Source organism: Vibrio aquimaris, assembly GCF_009363415.1.
GTDB classification, from domain to species: domain Bacteria; phylum Pseudomonadota; class Gammaproteobacteria; order Enterobacterales; family Vibrionaceae; genus Vibrio; species Vibrio aquimaris.
Window position 1 is genome coordinate 1,076,597 of record NZ_CP045350.1, and the last position, 19,144, is coordinate 1,095,740.

A 19,144-nucleotide genomic window follows, 5' to 3' on the forward strand; every position below is an offset into this window, starting at 1 on the left:
AAGGCTTTACTTGTGGTCACTTCGTCAATAATCATCAATATTTATCTATATTCTGAAAATTTGTGGACATAATGTGGACGTTTTAGTGTCCACATTAGCCACTTATTTGAGGTTCGCTAACGGGTTTTTCGTGACCACATCTTCTAGGTGATCGGGGGCTAGGTGAGCGTATCGCATGGTCTGTTTTATGTCGCTGTGACCAAGGATTCGTTGCAGGGCGATAATGTTACCGCCGTTCATCATGTAGTAAGACGCAAAGGTGTGGCGCAGAACGTGGGCAGCTTGTTGCTTTAATCTTGGAATGTTCTTGGTAATAAAGCGATAGATTGTTGTGTAACCGATGTTAAATAGTGGCCCTGAACCCTCTTTGTAAATCACATCATAAAGTTCTGGGCTGATCGGTACCGAGCGATTCTTTTTGCCTTTCGTCTGCGTGAACGTGACTTTGTATTTAGTTAATTGAGAACCCGTTAATTTTCCTGTTTCTTTAAAGCGACCACCTGTCGCTAGACAAAGCTTAATGATTTTATGAATATCTTGATGGAACTCATGGGCCTCTGCTTTTGCAATTAAATCTTGCATTTCCTCAACAGTCAGAAACTCCATTTCCGTTTCATGCAGTTTGAACTGTCGGACAGACTGCAGAGGGTTTTCACCTTTCCATTCGCCCATTCGTTGCAGTTCAACAATCACCGCATTAAGCAAGTCTTGTTCGAGTTCTTCGAGTTCTGTCAATAACTGTACGGAGTCCGTCAAAGTGCAGGTCTGCGATCAGCTAACTCGATTACTAGAACCAGAACGAAAATTGGTGGATTCACCACCAAACATTGATGACGCGGCACTGGCCGCACTGCTAAAAGGCAGCTCAATTCGCATTGATGATGAAAAAAGTATCCAAATCCGCCCTGCGGAGGTAGACGAACGCGGCAATAAACGCCTAGCGCAATTGGTAGAAGTGAGCCGCAAACAGGAAGACAACCTAAGTTGGATGGATTTCGAAGGTTGGGACAACTTATTCGCCCAACCAGAAAAGCAAGAGTATCAACAACCTGACCTGTCTATTTTCCCTGATGGGGACGACTGGCCGTTAATTTAGGAGCATTTAGGGTGATACTACTAGGTGAAATTGTGATAGATGGTAACAGTACGAGCCCATAGTCTATAGAAAGTAGCTTGATGAGGGCACTCATACTAACTATAATAAAATTCATTTTTTTTCTTCTAGCCCTAACAGCTTACAATAAAATATTTATGACTACATTGCATTATCGACCAGAAATTGATGGTCTTAGAGCTATCGCAGTATTGAGCGTTGTCCTTTACCATGTCGGCTTTGAATTTATACCTGGTGGATTTATTGGGGTAGATATATTTTTTGTAATAAGCGGATATTTGATATCAAAATTAGTTTTCAAGCAAGTATCTACCGGTGATTTTAGTTTTGGTACATTCTACCTTAGGAGGGTGAGAAGACTAGTACCAGCGTTATTATTGGTGCTTGTTTCTTGTTTTTTTATTGAGTTTTTATTTTATCCTGCATCAGAGTTTCAAAAATTTACAGGTTCGTTAGTATATTCAATTATAGGTATGTCTAACATATATTTTTGGTCCGAGGTTGGATACTTTGATACTGCTTCTAGCCTGAAGCCATTATTACATACTTGGTCTTTGAGCGTAGAAGAGCAATTTTACCTATTCTTTCCTATTATTATATTTTTGGCTTCAAAAGTTAAAATAAAACAATTTTTCCCAATTATTCTGATCAGTATGGGCGTGGGCAGTTACATTCTAAATGTTATTGTATTTTCTAATAATGGCTTAGGTGGTATTTTTGAAAGTAAGTTATTTACTGAACAGTCTAGTGCTTTTTATCTGATGCCATTTAGGGTATTTGAATTCTTAATTGGAACTTCGTTGATTTGGGTTGAAAGTTACAGAATAAAAAAAGATAGTTATGCAAACTTAATTTTTTTTGCTGGCTGTTTTTTGATACTTTATTCGCTCTTCTATCTGTCCGAGGAAGATATTTTTCCATATTATAATGCATTGCCTTCTTGCATTGGTTCGGCGCTAATAATTTATTCTAGCTCTTACGGCTTTGCAAAAAAAGTTCTAAGTATTAGAGGTCTAGTTTTTATTGGTCTTATTAGTTATTCGTTATACCTAATTCATTGGCCATTGATAATTTATTGGAATGAATTTTCTTCTATAGATAATCCGACATTAGAAAAGTTTTTAATGATTGCGATATCATTAATTTTAGCTATCTTAAGTTTTTATTTTATCGAGAAACCTTTCCGAAGACCGTCCAAGTCAGATTCTGGTTTTTTGATAGCTTCGTTCTCGACATCGCTAGTACTAATGGCTATTTCAGCAAACGTTTGGAAGTATGATGGGTGGAGCTGGAGAGAGGAAGGCCCTACTTCCAAACTAGAGGCATCTGAAATTCAAGAGAATGAAATATACCTAGAAGAAATTAACCTCAATTATCCAATTCATGAAGACTTGCATAGTGCCCATACATGTACTTTTGATACGAATCAAGATACAGGGGAAATAGCGTCTCCGGAAGAAGTAGCTAATTGTGCTAAAGTAAAAATCCGTAACAATGGTTTTATTCTAGTAGGAGACAGCACAGGTAGAGATGCTCTCATAGCATTAAAATTGGCTTATCCGCGGGAAAATTTTGCAATGATTCATCAATCGGGATGTGCACCTTCTGAAGACGCAGAATCAGGATGTTTTTTAGGGTTATCAAAAATATTTAGCGAATACTTAACTAATGATAATGCAAATATAAAAGGTGTAATATTCGCTTCTCGTTATTTAAGAGAGAATTACAAGTCTTTTATCAATGATGTTGAAGGTGGAGAGTATGATAAATACAGTGTTTTTATCATAGGGCCGTATATTGGGAAAAAAGGAAGTATCGGTAAAATAGTAGAAAAACAAGGGTATTCTCTCTCGGGTGAGTATAGCTACTATAAGAAAATGGAGGCTATTGTCAGTGATATTGAAAGTGAATTGGAGTACTTGCAGGAAATAAGAGGTAACGTTCGGTTCTTTAGTAAAAAAGATGCATTTTGCTCATCAACTAAGTGCAAACTTCATACAACTAACAACCAAGTACTTTTAGTAGATGATATTCACCTTAGTAGAATTGGAATGCAGCACATGTCCAAAGAGCTGCTAAGAAACAATTTTCTAGATTAACAGCTTTAACCAGACTCTTCTTTGCGAATATGAAGTAGAATAATATGCTTCATATTCGTCAAATCCACTCTGCTGACTGTTTTTCTCAACCCAAGCAAAATCTAACCAAGTAATACCATAGTACTCAAAGAGTCCTTGATGTTTAGCGATTTCAAAGTATGCCAGACGGTGTTTTCTGATGATGGGGATGCTTTATCGGTGGAGCATGTTGGTTGACCTATCCATAAAATTGATGGTTGGGATGAATGTTATTATTGATGTTGTCGATAAATCAGATTTTGGATAGATCTCCCCTACGTAATGGCTTCGCCACGCCTACTCAGTGCCTCATTGACGAGGGCTGTCGGCCTATCCCAGCATGGAAAACGGCAACGTGCAGTCGGCAACCACACAGAATGCACTCAAAGGGATCGAGTCTTAAAAAACTTTTGATCATCTGACCGTATCGAATAGGGGAAACAGGCTCTGGGTGGCGCGCCATACCTAGAGCACTGCGTACTGTCGGTAACACCTCTCCCACGACACGATTGGCGAGAAAACCAAAATAGCGGATCATGCGAAAACCATGCTCAGGGATGTGTTGCAAAAACCGTCTTATAAGCTCTATTTGGCTCACATTCTCGGTTTCGTATCGACCTGTATGGTGATCAAGGTAGCGAAAGGACAGGGTTGATTCTCCACGATAATGCGCCAATCTGGCCCCTGATATGGGAGGACGTTTAAGATAGCGCCCGAGATAGTTAATGGTCGCTCTGGGATGTTGAGTTTTCTTAGCGAAATGGACATGCCAGAAGCGTTGTCTCTGGGTGTTGATAAAGCGTCTAAATTCATCGTAATCACGACAGGACTGCTCCGAATTTTCCATTTCAATCGTGTCATACTGTGATAACAGGAAGTCACAGAGTTGGTTTCTCCAACGCTTTCCTACCTTTTGATGACAATAGCTGAGCGCTTTCCAGTCTCCATAGGTGTTTATTCCGCCTAGCGTCACGGATGTATGAACATGAGGATGCCAGGTTAGGCGTCGACCAAAGGTATGAAGCGCACAGAAAATACCGATTTTTAACCCTTTCTGTTTTGCTGCATAAAGAAGGTTGTCCACCGCGAGTTGAGAGAGCTTATCGAGCCAATGTCGATTCAAAAGAAATAAGGGCCAAAAGACGTCAGGCATGGTGAACGTCATGTGCATCCAAGGACAGTGAGGGAGTCGATTCACCTGCTGAGCTATCCAGTTGTCGGTGGATTTTTTACCACAACAGGAGCAAGCTCGACTCGAACACGTAAACCAAATATCTTTACCATGTGGGTAAGACTCATTCTCACACTCCACTCTTTTCCCGCCGAGCAGTGGCTTACCGCAGGCTAACATTTTTGTGACTTCCGCTACTTCCACGTCTCGCAGGTTAGGGTCATTCTCGAGCATTGTCGTCCAAGCTTTGTTGTACTCAAAAAGGAATTTGATAGGCCTAGGTTGATAAGGTTGGTTGACAGAAGTGCGAGCGGCCATGGGTAGTAAAGGTTATCGGAACGTCATCATAGCGAATAGAGAGCCTGATTATACGCCTAAACCTCTCACGTGCCCAATTGCAGCGTAGCTGCTATGTTCAAGAGGTCTAAGCCATGAACTACAGCCACTTATTGTTGAGTGGTTTGTCGAAGGCCTAGACCGCACAGATTTGCTTCGAAATTCTTATACTTGTTGGTTCGTATGAACTGTTTGCTCTAGGTGCTCTATGCGTATCGTTGAACACTTAAAACGATTGGCGATAGTTAAGGCGAGCTCCATATCGATCGTCACCAAGATTTCACCTGACGAAACAGTAAGATGAATATCACCACCTCTAGAAAAAGAATGCCCAGTAATTATCCAGCCTTCAGTCGTTTCTATGACTGCTATTTGCACAATATCTTTCCTTCTTACAAATTCAAACATCTCTAGAAAGCTCATAGAACATCGCCATACAAAAAGTGCCTGCTTAAATTCTTGTTGATATAAATGAAAATTGCCACTATTACTGGGTTTTCCTCCTGCTTGATGGACCAGATTGCTCAAATCGTTTTAGCTGTCGCCGAACTTGGATAACGAAAAGCGGCACCTTCAATAAAGATCACCGCTTTTCAAAACTAACCCTCAAAAGGTTTATCAGAGGTTTCGCCTATGCCCTCATACAGCACGACGGACATTATGTTTCCATATTTACTATACGGAGCAGGTTTAACCCAACCATTGGGGTCAGCATTGTCTCGGACGGTACAATCATTCTGTGGCCGCTCGCTATTACATATGTAGCGGTAGAGCAGCATCACTTTAGGCCCATCAACCAGCACCTGCATCACAGGATTGGCTTTGTGGTTCTTGTAATAGCGATTCATGGTGTCGATTTTCTGTTTGGCTAGCTCGCTGTCAATCTCGCCATCGATGCGATACCACTTTTTATCATATACGTCCTCATAGTTTCCCCATTCTGGTTTCCAACGCCGTTTCCATTCTTCGGCCCAATAGCCACCGCCCCAGCCGCTTTCCCAACTGCCTTCAATCGCTGTAGGTACACCCATACCAACACTCGCGCTGGCACAACAACCTTGCACTCCCCCATACGCAAAGTTTCCGACACCACCATAGATATCGGTAATCCACATATCACGAATAAACTGTGGGGCCCCCAAAGATCCAGATTGACTGATTTTAGACACCGAGACGGGCTTTTCACTTAAGCAGCCAGCTAATAATACCAATAAGCCGATTATCGTCAGTCGTTTAACCATCATTAATAAACACCACTCGTTTTAGTTGGTTGGATTCTGTTGTCAAACCATTGACCATCTTTTCATAAGCACTGTCAAAGCCTGGATTAATGAGAGCATCATGAGGTCTGTGTATCCAATCTCGCCCATATTGACGTATTTCCGCCATCCAGTGCTCTGGGGTTATGCTACCAAGAGGTTGGGCTAAAAGCTTGTTTTTTAAAACCTCTAATGCGACATCGTTTTGTGTGGGGGTCACGTAATCTTGAGGAAGCTCTAATTTGTTCATCAACCATTTTATGCCCATAACTTCACCTTGCTGTTTCATACGCTCTAATGGCAAGGCTGATAACCCATTGCTGATGGGATGAAACTCATAGTAATACAAGGTTTGGTTAACTTGTTTGACTGTCCCATAACGGCCTTTAGATTGGCATTCATTCTCCCAAGCTTGGCACTCTTGGACAAACAATCTTTCTCCGTGATTGGTAGCGGCTTGCACATGTTGGTGGTTTGCTCGGCGAATGGTCTCTGAAAATAACTCAATGGCTGATTCTGTTTTTATTAGCTCTCGATTAAAGGTTGCCGAGAGTGGCATCCCGTATCGCTCTGGTAAGCCTTGTTTGTCATACTGATGTTTGGAAGGGTAGCCACCGCCAACATCGGTATGGCATCCCGCGAACACCTCTTCATAAAAATGGCCGTAAAGTTGGTCTTGACTTGAGCGTAGTGACGTCAACGGACAGTTTTTACGATATTCATGGTGCGCGCTAATTTGAAACACCCGCTCAGCACAGTTCACATCAAGCCCTAACTGAAAGTTACCATCTTCATGGTCCCCAGCCTGATAAAACGAGCCGACACTCTCAAATAGGCCAACAAAACGTACACTACAGGTACGAGACTCATCTGGGTAACAACCACGCCATGCCTTTACGCCATCATCATCCACATGCGCCAGTAAATTAGGGAACACCTCACCATAGGATTCACCTTCACGAGGGAGACTATAATCAGGCAACCCGTCTTTGACCGCATTGACAAAATGACGTGCCAGCGCCGCCCCTCGGCTAAAACCAAATACATCAAACTCGATATGGGTAATATCTTCATATTCTTTGTTCAATGCGAGCGCTTCCACAATGTCGGAATATTGCCGAGTCCAGTTTTGCCATTTGTAAAACGCGCCCGTTTCACTTGATAGCAAATCTAATGTAGCTTTGATTAAAGGATGAGGGAGATGAGGTAGCCGATTAGGTTCTACCCCAAACGCTTGCGCAGCGTCCGTTTCATCTTCGCCTTCATCAATCAGCGCAGGGTCTTGCCAAGCATCATCAACCGTACCCACACCAGAGACATAAATCGCATTCGATTGTTCATTTAACGGATACGCTTCAAACAACCGCGCAATATTGGTGCGCGATTTTACCCCTCGGGTTTCCTTGTACAAGTCATTGAGGTTGTTTTGCCCCGTGCCATCAAAAAACACCCCGATACGCAGCGTCTTGTCTTGCACCTTCTGCACATTGAGTACTGGCGTTTGTTTGGGTATTCTCGCATCATCAAACAGATGCAACACCGAGGGGGATAGCTGAGGTTTAGCGTATTCTCCCCACACATTACCGTATGGATAGGCGCTGCCCACAGCAAAGTCAGTTTGAGGGTACGGCTGTTCTATTTTCTTGGCGTCAGGGTCAAAAAACGCTTGCTCACTGACGTTAATCGTATCGCCTGCCTTTAATGACATGGGGTTACTGGCATAGGTCGGATTTAAATTGAGTAATGCCTTGGGGCTAAGACCGTATTGCGGCGCAATGTCAGACCATTTTTCATGAGTACCGTCGGGTTTTATCATAACCGTATGGGTGTCTCTTTCCTCTTGCGTCTCTTCTTGTGTGATTTTCTCTGGCAAGTAAGGGCTCTGAACACGCCGATACCAACGCACCGACGTCAATCTTAGTGGCGTTCTTGTCAAGCCAAGCCGCATTTATCTCAGCCAACTCGTCATTGGTCAGCTTCTTACGGCGATAAAAGAGATGTTGAGGCGCAGGGTCGGCGTCTTCAATTTTGACCGGCACCAATAGTGTGGTGTGAGTGTGCTCGCTGACCAGCTCTTTGGTGATGCCACTGGGCGAAGAGCGCGTGATTTGCCAAGCGCTTCGGCCTTTACCAAGAATGACCATCTCATACACCAACTGCCCTTCATAGAAGTAGTAATAGAAACCGTGAGCAGCACGGCCGAGCCTAGACTCACTTTCTACAACAGGCGTAAAGGGAATAAATTCCGCATTAATGTGCTGTGAATCAATCGGCTTTGACGTAATGGAGTATGATTGGCTTATCCCGATACTTTGAATGCGTTCATGAATAAGCGACTTTTCCTCTTCTTCAAAGCATTTGGCGGTTAAAATGGTATGGCGATGCGGCTGTATCTCTTCGGCTCTTTGCCAGCTCTGACTCCGCCTTTCGTTAGCGGTCTTTCCCAAGCTAAACACACCCATTTGCAGCGTACTTAGGCTATCTTTATGCGCGTGAATTTTAATGCGGCATTCAAACCCAACCACAGGAGCTTTGTTTGTGTCAGCATTATGATGGACCTTTAGCCCGATAAAAGTTATGTCCAATACCTATCACGTGGGTATCCTTACTGAATGGTGCGCAGCTTCATTTTGGGTTGCTAAAAGGGATCTTCTCCGGTTTCGAGAGTCTGTATGTATTTACTCTAATTTTTAGTGGGTTATGATAAATTGATGGAAAATTAGGCAGGCAGAAAAACGAGGCTTCCTGTAATTAAGAATGTTATTGCTCAAAGGCATCAAATCAATTACTTATAAGGATTTAATCATGGCGGATTTATTGTCATCAGTTTCTACAGCGATCTCATTAGCGACACGTTTGCGAGAAATTGTTAAAAATATCGAAGATGCAGAGTTTAAGAATATTTTGGCAGATTTAAGTATAGAGTTAGCTAATTCCAAACTAAAAATTGCTGACTTAATCTCTGAGAACGCGGAATTAAAAGAAAAGCTGGCGAGATTAACCAGCGCAACAGGCGAACTTTGTCCTAAATGTAACAATCGAACATTTGAACTGACTTCAACAAAACCGCATAAGACTATGGGTAGATTAGGTGCGATGGAAAGGGTTTACACATGCTCAAGTTGTAACTTCTCTGAGCCCAAGTTAGTTACGCCATGACAATTGTTTAAGGTTTCAAGATACACTTACTAATCGAATATGGTTATGTTAGTGCAATAGCACTAACTGATTTTTGTCCAATAGTTTCTTAAGCGGAGTTCTGGCTGTATGATGCAAAGGAGGATTGCTCGCTTGTATCGAAGAGCGCTGGTTAGCGATGGAATTTCGAGAATTGCTTTGATCGACTTGATGAAAAAGTTGAGAATTTTGGGGTGATTTTCTCAGGTTTTGGTTAGAGAAAGACCTTCTTGTAGAGAAAGTTGTGAATCCATTGGTATTACTGGCCTCTCTCATGATTCATAAAAACAAAAATTAATTCTTGTTCATTTTGAATCATCCTAATAGGGACTAGGTGTAGCAAGGTACATAATGATATATTCAGGCGGTGATAAACATGAGTTTATCACCGCTTTTTTTGTCCTGCGTATGTCTATCTGTCTTGAGTGTATCCACTCAAATTTAGAAGTAATGGAACAGTGGAGGTTCGTGCATTAAAAAGTTTTGGTGGGAGATGTTCCAAGCGTAAGCGCCCGTCAATGTGAACACCACATAATCCCCGATATCGATGCGCTCTATGACCTGATTGCGCGCGAGGACATCTTTAGGTGTACACAACTGGCCAACTAAAGTCGCTGTTGTGTGGCCGATTGGGTTTGAAATCTTTGGGCGCTGCTGATTATGCAAAACCACAAAAGGATGGTCATGGTTTTGGGCTGCGGGGGTGCGAAAATGGTGGGTACCGCCGCGTGCTATGACGAAGTTTTCGCCAAGGTTTTGCTTAATATCCAGCACTTCCATTACATAGTAGCCGCAAGGTGCTGAGATATAACGTCCGCACTCGAAACGTAATAGCCAATTTTGCATCTGCTCTTTGGCAATCAAAAACTCCAACTTGTCGCAGAACTCTTCCCATGGAAAGTGCTGCTTAGGGTCTTGGTAATTGATGCCCATACCGCCACCGAGGTTGATGGTGAGTTCATCGAGTGTGTATTTCTGTTTCCAGCCTTTTACAACTTGAAAATACCGTTCCATCAAAGCTAAGTGACGACTCACATCCAACTGATGCGACATTAAGTGGAAGTGAAAGCCTTTTAATTGGATTAATGGATAATCACGCAACAACATGATGGCGTTATCTAGCTCGGCTTCATCTAGACCAAAGGGTGTCGGTTTGCCTCCCATGGCTAATTTGCTGAGCGTGATATCGCCAATGTCGATGTTCATGCGCAGAAAAATAGACGCGCTTTGGCCCAGTTTCTGAGTTAAGGCACCAATACGTTGCAATTCGGTGATACTTTCCACATGAATTGCATCCACATCCAGTTCTATCGCTTGTTCTAATTCGCTCGGCATTTTGCCGGGGCCACCAAAGATCAGAGGCTTGTTAAGTCGCTGCTGATGAAGGTGGTTTAGCTCACCGCCGGAAGCCGCTTCAAAACCGTCAACATAAGGTGCCAAAGTACGTAATATTGGCTCAGAAGGATTCGCTTTGGCCGCATAAAACAACTCAACGTTTTTGGGTAGCACGTGACGCATCCCTTTGATGTGACTTTCAAGTGCGTTAAGGTCATAGAGATAAGCACACAGTGGTTGTTGCTGTTGCTTGGCCAGTTGCTCTATTTCTTGTTCAATGTGTGAAGGAAGTTGCAACGAATTAATCATGGCTTTCACCTTTGTTTCGAGTCGTCCATGGTGCTAACACTTGGGTATAGCTCGACTCTTTGTCAGCGTTTTGCATCAATCGAGTGGTAAAATTATTTTTACTTGGGAAATAGCCGCCATCGAGCAGTGATTCTAGTTCTGGCTGCTTGCCGTTGATCGACTGCCAGCAAATGATGGCGTCCCTCAATATACTCCACAACGCTTGCTCAAGTTTTGAGTTACCTTCACAAATAAAGAAAACGGCCTCACTGATGTTATTGATAAAAGTACAATAACCAATGCGATTCCAGCCTTGCTCGCGGCTATAGTAAACCGATTGTAGAGCACGTTCAGATAATTGATTTAAGGAGTCAGCAGGCCAAAACTCAGCAAGCAGCTTAGTGCCTTCTAAGTCACGAATCCAAACGCAGCACGGCATGCCTTCGTCAAAGCCAATCAGTGTATTTTGTAAGTGGGGTTCAAATGCCACACCGTGTTTAAAGTAATAATTAAACACGCCCGGAATCAAGCAGTGCAAGTAGCGCTCGAACCACAGCGTTGCGATATCCTCGTACTGGCTTTGGTTTTCCTTTGCTTTTTGTGTTAGCTCTTTGGCGATGCAACTATTTCCATCTCTGTTGTAGGCAAAAAGGGCTCCGGCCAACGTTGGCTCCAAAATGTCCGTTTCACTTTGAGTAAAGTTTTCACGGTATAAAATACCGAATGATTCGCGAGCTTTTATCACGTCGTCATGTTCTAGCCCTGCGATGGATTCTAGATTTAGTGTGGTTGCGTAAGGTTCAGTCATGACCTTAAACACAGGATTGCGCAGTTGCTCAGTCTCTTTTATCGAGCGCAAAATCGAGGTCAACTGAACCGCACTGTCGAGTTCATACCACGCATTTTTGCGCACACAGTTAGTTAAACGCACATTGATAGAAAATTTAGCAAACCAGTCCATATCAGGATGGTAAAGCGTGCGCACCGAGGACGTTGGCAGGAGTTTTTCACCGCCCAGGCCCAGAGGAGTAATTTTACCTTGGTCAATCGCTCGTTTGACGACGGGGTTTTGTAAAATGGTATAGCTTTCCCATGGGTGGCATGGATAAAGCACGGTCGATTTGGAATGACATTTTTTAGGAGCGAGTTTGTCTAGCATTGTCTGTGGTGTTTTGCGCTTATCTGACTGCAATACGTCAAGCAGTGTGCTGTCTACTTTAAACCAATACAGAGGGACTTGTGTGCCAACTTCTGGTGAGCAAATGAGCAAGTCATCGATACTGACGCCGGAGCGGCTCTTTGGCGTTGGGTGGAAAGAGTGTCCCCAAATCAATGATTGTTCTGAGGCGATAAATCGATTGTGGTGCTGGTGGTTAGGCTCCGAGTTGAGAAATTGTTCTGTAATCACCAAACTGTTTTCCATTTGATCAATTAACTCATGATTGAATGGAATGACTAATACCTGCTTTAAATACTGTAGTAGCAGAGTTAGGGTCTGAGTTGCGTCCAATTTTGACCAGCCAGATCCTGATGTTTTTGACCAAGGTCTGTCAGCCAGCTTTACCTTGCCCAGTTGGCTTATGTATTCCACGGGTAGTACCAGTAAATCGCCTTCATTAAGGCAGATCCCTACGAGCTGGCTTGGGCCATAATTTCTTTTCAAGGTCTGTGGCAGTGAGGCTGAACTAAAGCCCCAAATAACATGCTTATTTGGTATGGCGTATTCACGCAGATAACAATTTACCACGCTCATAATGGTATTGAGCTGGGCTTTCTCATGATTGAGCTGAGTTTTTTTATGGCCCATTAGGCCTATATTCTGTGTTAAGTTCTCAGTTGGAGATGATTGAGTGTTTAACATGTCGATGTCCAAATTTTGAATGGATGAGCAGCGCTATTGCAGTACAAGCGCTGACCAGACTAGAAAGTAAGAAAAGAACCTCAAGCCAACCCAAACTCGAGATAAAAGAAGCACTTAAACCTGCAGCCACTCCGCCCCATTTAGACATTGCATCAAAGCGTGAGAATATCTTACCGCTTTGTTGCCTGTCGATTTGGTCTGCTAACGCTTGGTGTAACCCTTGATAACAACAAACCATGCCCAATCCAAATAGAATACGGGCCATGATCAACACCTCTTGGTAAGGTATTAGGTGCATCAGAGTACCTAGCGAGAGCAAACCAAAACCCAGTAGCAAAGTACTGAGCTTGTGATGATGATTGAGCCACTCAGAAAAACTCTGTGCTTTGCCAGTAAAAACTAAATAGACGCCATGTGGAAGAGCGTACAGAAAGCCAACCCATGCTTGATTTGTCACCCCAAATTGCTGCACAAAAGGCGAGAAATAGGGGAAGGTGATAACCATTGCAAACGCAAAGCAAAACTGAGCAACGAACACCCAATACAGAGAGCGTAACGAAGCGCTTTTGTTATCTTGTCGCCGACCTTTTTCTTGGCCTTGAGCATTAGGCCTAGCGGTAGTATCTGCTGGCAATGTCAACGTGATCGCCATGGCAATCAAAGGCAGAACAGATAGCCAAAGGTATGCGCTGAGCGGGCTGGTTTCTGACAAACTCCATCCCAGACCAATTGGCGCGATGATCAGCGCCAAGCGAGCAGAGAGCTGAGTCTTATTTAGAGAGGCTCCGAGGGTTTTTGCATCTTTAATCTGGCTGGACAAATAGCTATTAGAAGCCGCCATTGTGCCGCCAAAGGTCCCTTGGATAATAAGACCAAACACAAACATTGCTAGATTGTCTGCCAAGCCACACAAAGCAAACCCAGCTGCGAGTCCAAGCTGAGCACGCAATAGAGAGCGACGTCTGCCATATTTATCAGCAAACTGTCCCCAAAATCGCGCAGCCAAAGCGGTGCAAAAGGTAGGCAGAATAAATAGGGCGCCTGCCCAGTTTGCGTCAATGTGTGCGCCAAGTGTGGGTAATACCATTGGTAAGAACAAAGGCATCCCCAATGCTGAAAATGCCGCAATAAAGTGGCAAAGCAGCACACAATATATGAGTTTGGTCATGATGGATTAGCTCACGCTTTTCTCTAGGGTCTCTATGTACGCTTGTTGTGCTTTTTCACTCGTAAGCAGCAAGAAGTTAGGCGCGGATAGTCCATAGAACTTATTAATATCGCTAGCGCCTGACGCTTGCTTAGATAACAAGCTGCCAGAGCTTAATAAGTACTTGGCGTACAAGTTTGGCGAATTAAACAGCATATCTTTAGCAAGCTTGATGTCGTGGCCCTGACTACTGAGCTGCTCAAGCTTCTGGGACAGACTATCAGCGACTACTTTGTAGAGGGAAGCTGAGCTTGCTATGCCTTTAGCGGCCATCGCCTCGATAATAGCGGCAATGTCGAGCTGCAATGTGATAGTGGTAAACATCTGACCAAGCGCCAGTTCATTGTCGACCTTGATACGTTGGTCTAACAGCTGCTCGCACTTAACCGGAGAGGCGTGCTCATAGGCTTGAAAACGCTCTGGCCAAATGCGTGCTGCATCATTGTCTTTCATGGCTAAGGTCATCTTACCTTGGTCATTAAAAGCAATGATGGCGTTTTGTTGGTTAGACTCCAGTGCGATGCCATAGCGAATCCACAAAGTAATGTGAACCTTAGATAACAGCTCAACATAATCTTTAAACCAAGCTAGGGTATCTTGCTGGTAATATTGGTCGGCGAGGTGCTCTAAGAACAGGCGTCCATCCGGCATTGGACTTGCGAGCGCGGCAACAGGGACAAGGGCTTTGTCTGTTGAATGATTGAGTGGGTATTCTCGTACTATATAGGCAAAACGTTTTTCGTCGTCAACATGCCCCCCATGTTTTTCATTGCAATGAAAAAGTGAGCCTTGTAGATCATTATCGCTTTGCTCTATATGAGTGAGTAAACGTTCAAACCAGTGCCCATCATAAATCGTTGATGGCTTGATAAGGCGAATGTTTTTTGTCCCCAATGAGCGCATAATAAGCGGCACCTTAATGTGAATATGTGGTGCTTGATTCACCACCACAGTGCGCACAGATAAAGTTGGGGTAACCTCAAGATATGAATTTGGTGCAGCTATGATGCCCTCTGGCCAAGATTCCAGGCTTTGCAGCGTTAATGGATGAGCTGGAAATAGTTCATGGCTCAAAGCAAAGTCGCTTGGCAGGCCGACTTGTTCCATGGTCGGCCAACACTCTGGCTGGGAACTTGTTAAGCTGACGAGAGACTTGTCAATGGCCAGCCAGCGCAAAGTAAAAGTTTGGGCAAACTCTGGTGCGTACTGCGCAAGATCCTCATCATTTAGACCGAATTTAGCCCGAGCGGTCGGATAATAGGGATGGTCAAGGTAGGAAGCAATTTGGTCGGCGAGCAGTAATTTCTGACCCCAGTTATCTAATTGGGAGATTGGTTGCATCAAAGACTCAGAGTGCTGAGTGAAAGCATCATCACACAGTGCTTTGTGTTGCTGCGCGCATTCAAGTTCTTGTAAGTAATTATCGAGCAATGAATGGGAGCTTTCGTGAGCACAGGCTTTGAGCAAAGCAATCCAATCTTGATAGTGGAATTGATGCTCAACTTGACCATTTTTTTCGACAATCCACCCTTTGTCATCTTCCCCTGCGGGAGTTTTATATACCCAGCGCTGCATGTAATAGCTGGCTGTGACGGGTAAGTAGAGAGTAAAATCCGAACTATCGAAAATTGCCCATATCTGGTCTACACAGTGAGTTGTGGTATTGACGGCTTCAGGGAGCTGAGTGGTAAATTGGCTTTGCGAAACTATGCCAAATAAATCTTCTCTTAGGCAGGTATCAATAAGGCGCTGAGTGAGGTATGAAGCATTGTTGTTCATGCGGTTACCTCGCTCGCTGCTTTTAGATCAAATTGAGAAATGGTTTTTTGCAGTGTCGGTTCTAGGTTTTCGCCAGACGGTGAAACGACAGAAATTCTTGCCAAATAATCTTTATTAGAGAAGCTTTGTGTAAAGTTTTCACCCACTTGTTTTAGCACTTGCTGCTGGATGACAATATCGTCTTCGCGCTCAAGAAAAGATGTGGATGTGCCTTCAATTACACCGCTTTGGCCGGCTACCACGTAATGGACATTTGCACTACCATTCATCTGAAATTCACTGTCTAATTCTTTTCCTAGATGAAGGTTTAATATGGTGCTGAACCAATTTCCTTGGCTGAGGTTATCTAGCAAAAACTCTCGACCATCTCCAATAGATCGATAATTGATTTCAATCAAAACAGGGCCAGATTCTGTGATGATGAACTCGCTATGACAAACCCCCAAACCTACACCAAACTCTAGTAGTTGCCTAACGCACTCATCTCTATATTCGACGCTAAGAGGGCCATTCCATGTCGCAGCTGTCTCAATAAAGAAAGGTGGTTCTGAGAGCTCGACATCGAATCCCCCAAGAGCCTTAACGTTTTCACCGTCGCCCAAGGTTTCTACAGTGATTAACGAACCCTGCAGAAAAGTTTCTACCAAGATAGGGGTGGTTGGGTTCTTTTGCCAAAAATGTTCACAGTAACGTTCAAGCTCGCTTTGCGAGTTACAGCGCTGAACGTCAATGCTCGCAACCCCTTCTTTTGGTTTTGCAACGACTGGGAAGGGAAAATCTAACGCAGGTGCACTACCTGAATATAACAATTGACTTGCAACATTTGGTAACAGTTTTTCATTCAGCACCTGGCGGGTTAGATATTTGTTCTTTGCTTTTAGCGTCACTTTCCAGTCTTTGGCGGGTACGCCAAAAAATTGCGCGCAGATTGCCGTAGAGGTTTGTAAGTGATCGCTGTTACTAAAAATAGCATTCGGCTGTAGCTCTTGGTTCGCGATGGTCTCGATAAGCTCTAGCGGATTAAATACGTCACATTCAAGGATTTCATCAGGGCTAAATACTTGGTCATCTTCACTCAACTTTAGGTGCTTGAGTTTGTGATCTGTGATCAAAATGACCTCAAGACCCATGGTTTTTGCTGTCGGTACGAAGCCATGAGTCACGGCGTCATTTACGACGTGAGTCACGATAATAATCGTAGATTTCATGGGGGGTTCCTAAATTTTAAAACGTTGTTGTCGTCTGCTCACGACTAGCTTTCAAATGGTCTCTTTCGAGCCTAAAGGAAAGAGAGTTTTATAATTTATTGTTTTATTGATTGTTTTGTTTTTGTGCTTTGAGGCACAGCCCGTCACTATAGATAAAAAAATAAATATTGCAAATATAAATGAGATTTGTTTTCATTCGCAGCGTGGTGGTTATATAAATAAAAAACGGAATAAAAAATGAACATGAAACTGACCTTGTCTCCGTTGGCTTTCGCCATTGGAGGAATCTTGGCTACAGTGGCACCAACCGCCGTTTCTCAAGAGCAAGAGATGGCGGACGAAACCATACAAGTTATCGGGCATCAGTACCAAGGATATGCGGAGAATATGCCTCAATCGGGGACGAAAACAGATGTCGATTGGCTAGATGTTCCACAAGCGGTTTCTGTGGTAACGCAAACCGAGATGGAAGACAGAGGTGCTATACGTTTAGTTGATACGTTGGATGGTGTCGCAGGGGTCAATAATACCTTGGGAGAAGGCAGTCGAGATCAGTTTGTGATCCGTGGTTTTGATGCGCTTAATGATATGTATCGCGATGGCATGCGTGATGATGGCACCTTACAATCTTACCGTAGTCTTGCAAATATTGAACGGGTTGAAGTGGTTAAAGGCTCAGCAGGCGCACTTTATGGGCGCGGCTCTGCAGGTGGCATTATAAACTTGGTCACTAAGCGAGCAAACGGTGATAACTTCACAAGCGTTAAGGGCAGTGTCGGCAGTAATAGTCAGTTTGTAGGCCAACTGGATAGCTCGATGGCTTTTTCGGACAAGGTTAATGGCCGTATTAACTTAGAGCATCGACAAGCCGATTCTTACGTCGATCATGTTGATTCAAGTGATTTCTTTATTGCCCCGACTATTAGAGTCATGCCCAACGAAGGCCGCACTATCGACTTTGACGTTGAATATGCGCACCAAGAATTGGTGCCTTATCGCGGCGTTCCATCGAAAAATGGTAAACCTGTCGATGTCGCTGAGAGTACTTTCTACGGCGGAACCAATGATTATCAAGAATCGGATAGCCTGCGCCTTGGAGTAAATTATGAATGGCTGCTAAACAGCGAGTGGACTTGGACAAACCGCGCCGCTTATAACCATATAGAACTGAAACAAAAAGGAACGCGCCAAGGAGTGGTAACAGGGAATGAGGTTTCTCAGACTGTTAATAACTTTGGCTATGATCCTCGAACCACAGCAACATTGCAATCTGAATTGGTATGGGAAACGCATTCAAACCAAATGATGATAGGTGCTGACTACAACCAGATTAATATCGACTTCATTTCAGCAACAGACACAGAGTTACCGAACAAAGATATCTATAATCCTATTTCTGGGCCAACGACGGATCCCGGCTTCAATCCGTCACGTGATAATACCACCACTACGGCAGGTATTTACCTTCAGGATGTGTATACCCTAGGTGACTTGTCGGTTATCGGTAACGTGCGCTACGACGCGATGAAACTTGAGCAGCAAAAAGTCGGTTCAGCAAAAGAGAATCTTGACGATAATAAGTTCAGTTATCGTGGTGGCTTGGTATATCGCATTAGCAGTGATATGTCTGTGTATACGACTTTAGCCCGCTCATGGCAATTACCCTATGCAGGGATATATATAAGCCCCACATTAGCTGAATTCTTTCAAACCGATCTCAAAGAAGTCGGCGCAAAAGCCTATCTACTCGATAATGCTTTGATGCTTAATGTTGCTGTGTTCCAAATTGATCAAGAGCGACCTCAAACCAATACCAGCGGTGATGTGACAAGCAAAATCGACCAACGCCACCAAGGCTTTGAGCTTGAAGGGCGCGGTCAAATTACAAAGCAGTGGGATGTCTCTGTCGGCTATAGCTATCTGGATGCCGAAGTTAAAGCAACCGGCAAAAAGCCCAACGATGTGTCCGATCACCTGTTCTCACTTTGGAGTAGCTATCAGCTTGATGACAACTGGCGTATGGGTGGCGGTGTGAAATACGTTGGCGATCGTTATGCTGGTGATAACGAAGCGGTGGCATTAGGTGACTATACCACAGTTGATTTGATGGCAGCGTACACAACGGGTCGTCATAAGATTCAAGCCAATGCTTATAACGTGTTTGATGAGAAATACATTATCGGCGCGACAGATGGTACCAGTGGCTTAAACCAAGTGGGTTACGGAGCCCCAGCAGAATTTATGCTCAGCTATGGATATCAATTCTAATTTTTCTCAGCATATTAGCGAATT

14 protein-coding genes and 1 pseudogene are annotated in these 19,144 nt (G+C 43.7%); 4 read left to right on the forward strand and 11 right to left on the reverse strand.

Features of this window, described 5'->3' with window-relative positions; all coding sequences use genetic code 11:
* Nucleotides 1-102 precede the first annotated feature (102 nt).
* A complete protein-coding gene (locus FIV01_RS05115) occupies nt 103-672 on the reverse strand; it encodes a tyrosine-type recombinase/integrase (protein WP_343040057.1) in 570 nt (189 codons plus the stop codon).
* A gap of 40 nt (nt 673-712) precedes the next feature.
* On the opposite strand from FIV01_RS05115, the pseudogene FIV01_RS05120 reads away from it, so the two are divergent.
* Both FIV01_RS05120 and FIV01_RS05125 read left to right on the forward strand, forming a co-directional pair.
* Nucleotides 713-1,096: pseudogene (locus FIV01_RS05120) on the forward strand (replication endonuclease); the annotation flags it as partial.
* Between the two features lie 155 nt (nt 1,097-1,251).
* On the forward strand, nt 1,252-3,213 hold the full coding sequence (locus FIV01_RS05125) for an acyltransferase family protein (protein WP_172971812.1): 1,962 nt from the start codon (nt 1,252-1,254) through the stop codon (nt 3,211-3,213).
* A gap of 319 nt (nt 3,214-3,532) precedes the next feature.
* Here FIV01_RS05125 and FIV01_RS05130 read toward each other — a convergent pair whose 3' ends face one another.
* From FIV01_RS05130 to FIV01_RS20580, 5 genes are all read right to left on the reverse strand, one after another.
* Nucleotides 3,533-4,720, reverse strand: coding sequence for an IS91 family transposase (locus FIV01_RS05130; protein ID WP_152430029.1), 1,188 nt, complete (start codon nt 4,718-4,720; stop codon nt 3,533-3,535).
* Between the two features lie 183 nt (nt 4,721-4,903).
* Entirely contained in the window at nt 4,904-5,116 is a 213-nt protein-coding gene (locus tag FIV01_RS05135; protein ID WP_152430030.1) for a hypothetical protein, read from the reverse strand.
* Between the two features lie 221 nt (nt 5,117-5,337).
* On the reverse strand, nt 5,338-5,982 hold the full coding sequence (locus tag FIV01_RS05140; protein WP_152430031.1) for a hypothetical protein: 645 nt from the start codon (nt 5,980-5,982) through the stop codon (nt 5,338-5,340).
* Nucleotides 5,972-7,870: a phospholipase effector Tle1 domain-containing protein gene (locus FIV01_RS05145; protein ID WP_172971814.1), complete on the reverse strand. Its 1,899-nt coding sequence runs from the start codon at nt 7,868-7,870 to the stop codon at nt 5,972-5,974. Before FIV01_RS05145 ends, FIV01_RS05140 begins: the two co-directional genes overlap by 11 nt.
* Nucleotides 7,788-8,582: a hypothetical protein gene (locus tag FIV01_RS20580; RefSeq protein ID WP_172971815.1), complete on the reverse strand. Its 795-nt coding sequence runs from the start codon at nt 8,580-8,582 to the stop codon at nt 7,788-7,790. The genes FIV01_RS05145 and FIV01_RS20580 overlap by 83 nt, the downstream gene beginning before the upstream one ends.
* Before the next feature lie 220 nt (nt 8,583-8,802).
* On the opposite strand from FIV01_RS20580, the gene FIV01_RS05150 reads away from it, so the two are divergent.
* Nucleotides 8,803-9,156 (forward strand): hypothetical protein, encoded by a 354-nt coding sequence (locus FIV01_RS05150; RefSeq protein WP_152430033.1) that lies wholly within the window; start codon nt 8,803-8,805, stop codon nt 9,154-9,156.
* Between the two features lie 459 nt (nt 9,157-9,615).
* Here FIV01_RS05150 and FIV01_RS05155 read toward each other — a convergent pair whose 3' ends face one another.
* From FIV01_RS05155 to FIV01_RS05175, 5 genes are read right to left on the reverse strand one after another with little or no spacing between them, the layout of a single operon-like run.
* Nucleotides 9,616-10,818: a type III PLP-dependent enzyme gene (locus FIV01_RS05155; RefSeq protein ID WP_152430034.1), complete on the reverse strand. Its 1,203-nt coding sequence runs from the start codon at nt 10,816-10,818 to the stop codon at nt 9,616-9,618.
* Nucleotides 10,811-12,658 (reverse strand): IucA/IucC family protein, encoded by a 1,848-nt coding sequence (locus tag FIV01_RS05160; RefSeq protein ID WP_152430035.1) that lies wholly within the window; start codon nt 12,656-12,658, stop codon nt 10,811-10,813. The genes FIV01_RS05155 and FIV01_RS05160 overlap by 8 nt, the downstream gene beginning before the upstream one ends.
* The gene (locus FIV01_RS05165) at nt 12,630-13,826 is read right to left on the reverse strand and encodes an MFS transporter (RefSeq protein WP_152430036.1); all 1,197 of its coding nucleotides are present in this window, start codon (nt 13,824-13,826) and stop codon (nt 12,630-12,632) included. The genes FIV01_RS05160 and FIV01_RS05165 overlap by 29 nt, the downstream gene beginning before the upstream one ends.
* Before the next feature lie 6 nt (nt 13,827-13,832).
* Nucleotides 13,833-15,644, reverse strand: coding sequence for an IucA/IucC family protein (locus FIV01_RS05170; protein WP_152430037.1), 1,812 nt, complete (start codon nt 15,642-15,644; stop codon nt 13,833-13,835).
* On the reverse strand, nt 15,641-16,852 hold the full coding sequence (locus tag FIV01_RS05175; protein WP_152430038.1) for an ATP-grasp domain-containing protein: 1,212 nt from the start codon (nt 16,850-16,852) through the stop codon (nt 15,641-15,643). Before FIV01_RS05175 ends, FIV01_RS05170 begins: the two co-directional genes overlap by 4 nt.
* Nucleotides 16,853-17,089: 237 nt before the next feature.
* Here FIV01_RS05175 and FIV01_RS05180 point away from each other — a divergent pair, with 237 nt between their 5' ends.
* Nucleotides 17,090-19,120: a TonB-dependent receptor gene (locus tag FIV01_RS05180; protein ID WP_152430039.1), complete on the forward strand. Its 2,031-nt coding sequence runs from the start codon at nt 17,090-17,092 to the stop codon at nt 19,118-19,120.
* Nucleotides 19,121-19,144 lie beyond the last annotated feature (24 nt).

Excerpts from the sequence above, each read along its gene's own strand:
- FIV01_RS05150 (WP_152430033.1), top strand. The coding sequence starts at position 8,803 with ATGGCGGATTTATTGTCATCAGTTTCTACAGCGATCTCATTAGCGACA.
- FIV01_RS05130 (WP_152430029.1), bottom strand. The coding sequence starts at position 4,720 with ATGGCCGCTCGCACTTCTGTCAACCAACCTTATCAACCTAGGCCTATC.
- FIV01_RS05180 (WP_152430039.1), top strand. The coding sequence starts at position 17,090 with ATGAACATGAAACTGACCTTGTCTCCGTTGGCTTTCGCCATTGGAGGA.
- FIV01_RS05125 (WP_172971812.1), top strand. The coding sequence starts at position 1,252 with ATGACTACATTGCATTATCGACCAGAAATTGATGGTCTTAGAGCTATC.
- FIV01_RS05140 (WP_152430031.1), bottom strand. The coding sequence starts at position 5,982 with ATGATGGTTAAACGACTGACGATAATCGGCTTATTGGTATTATTAGCT.
- FIV01_RS05115 (WP_343040057.1), bottom strand. The coding sequence starts at position 672 with ATGGGCGAATGGAAAGGTGAAAACCCTCTGCAGTCTGTCCGACAGTTC.
- FIV01_RS05160 (WP_152430035.1), bottom strand. The coding sequence starts at position 12,658 with ATGTTAAACACTCAATCATCTCCAACTGAGAACTTAACACAGAATATA.
- FIV01_RS05175 (WP_152430038.1), bottom strand. The coding sequence starts at position 16,852 with ATGAAATCTACGATTATTATCGTGACTCACGTCGTAAATGACGCCGTG.
- FIV01_RS05170 (WP_152430037.1), bottom strand. The coding sequence starts at position 15,644 with ATGAACAACAATGCTTCATACCTCACTCAGCGCCTTATTGATACCTGC.
- FIV01_RS05155 (WP_152430034.1), bottom strand. The coding sequence starts at position 10,818 with ATGATTAATTCGTTGCAACTTCCTTCACACATTGAACAAGAAATAGAG.
- FIV01_RS05165 (WP_152430036.1), bottom strand. The coding sequence starts at position 13,826 with ATGACCAAACTCATATATTGTGTGCTGCTTTGCCACTTTATTGCGGCA.